This window comes from uncultured Brachyspira sp. (assembly GCF_949287625.1).
Taxonomy (GTDB): Bacteria; Spirochaetota; Brachyspiria; order Brachyspirales; family Brachyspiraceae; genus Brachyspira.
Genome location: NZ_CASEGO010000022.1, coordinates 1 through 1,275 on the forward strand (window position 1 = coordinate 1; position 1,275 = coordinate 1,275).

The window sequence follows — 1,275 nt, forward strand, 5'->3', positions numbered from 1 at the left end:
CTGTTCTGTTCTGTTCTGTTCTGGGATATAGCATATTAAATTATATTCTAATGTAGAATTTGGTTCTAGCCCCCTAAATAATATTTTATATCCTAAATTTAAATTCTCTATATATTCTTTTATCCTAAACATTTGACAAAATCCATTTGGAAAAATATAATCATGGTAGCAACTAATAATTAATACAGGTTTGTATTTTTTTATTGTATTAATAGCACCAATCAATACATTTTCCTCAAATCCTTCAACATCCACCTTTATTAATTTTATATCTTCATTGTTATTAATATCTACTAAAAAACTATCCAAATCTATAGATTCTATTTTTTCATAACTTTCAATATTCAGAATATTTGAATCAATGATAAATGATCCGCCACCTTTTTCAAACATATAATTTGTATTTTTTTTATCTGATAAAGCTATATTAAAGGTTTTTATCTTATTATCTAATTTTAAATTATTAACATTATTATTTAACTCATTAAATATTTTTTTTATAGGTTCAAAACTATATACATATTTGCAGTAATTTTCTTCCACAAACATTAATGCAGAATCTCCTATCCAAGCCCCGCAATCTATTATTACCCCATTTTTTAAATCATTTTTAATATAACTAGGTAAATATACAATACCACATTCGTAATAAAAAATGTGTAAAGAAAACGGAATATTGATTTCGTTGTATTTTGAAAAATATCTTTCTTCTATATTTGATATTATTATATCCTTATTTGATTCAACAATTTTTTGCTCATCTGATAGAAAATTTATAGCATGATCTATATAAAAGTCAAGAGGTATTTTTACTTTATTATTTACAAGACATTTTAATTGTTTAATCCAAATATTAACTATTTCTATACTATCAGGATCTAAATTTTTTTTAAAATTACATAATTTTAAATTAAATTCATCAGGATTGTCTATTGAGTACTGATATATATTATAAAAAGCGTGTGACCATATAGTAACGCCATTTTTGTTTTTTTTAATATCAGTATTATTTTTAATAATATCTAAATCTTCTTTATTTTTATTAATAGAATCTATATGTAAATTTTCTTTTTCTAAAATAGAATATAAATATTCTCTAAGGTGATTTCTAAGAGATTTAAAAGGTATCCACCAAACTATTTTATCAATCATTTTTTTATTTTCCATAAATAATATCCTTAATAATATAATATCATTTTTTAGTTAAAAAAAGCCAACCCATGCTAAGCAACTAGCATAGGTTGACTTTCTATTGTTTTAATATATAATGTGTAG

Annotated in this window: 1 protein-coding gene; it reads right to left on the reverse strand. The window is 22.0% G+C overall.

What is annotated here, in order from left to right; genetic code table 11:
• Positions 1 to 1,167: FkbM family methyltransferase (locus Q1X91_RS05490; protein ID WP_300754183.1), on the reverse strand; the 1,167-nt coding region annotated here is incomplete at its 3' end.
• Positions 1,168 to 1,275 lie beyond the last annotated feature (108 nt).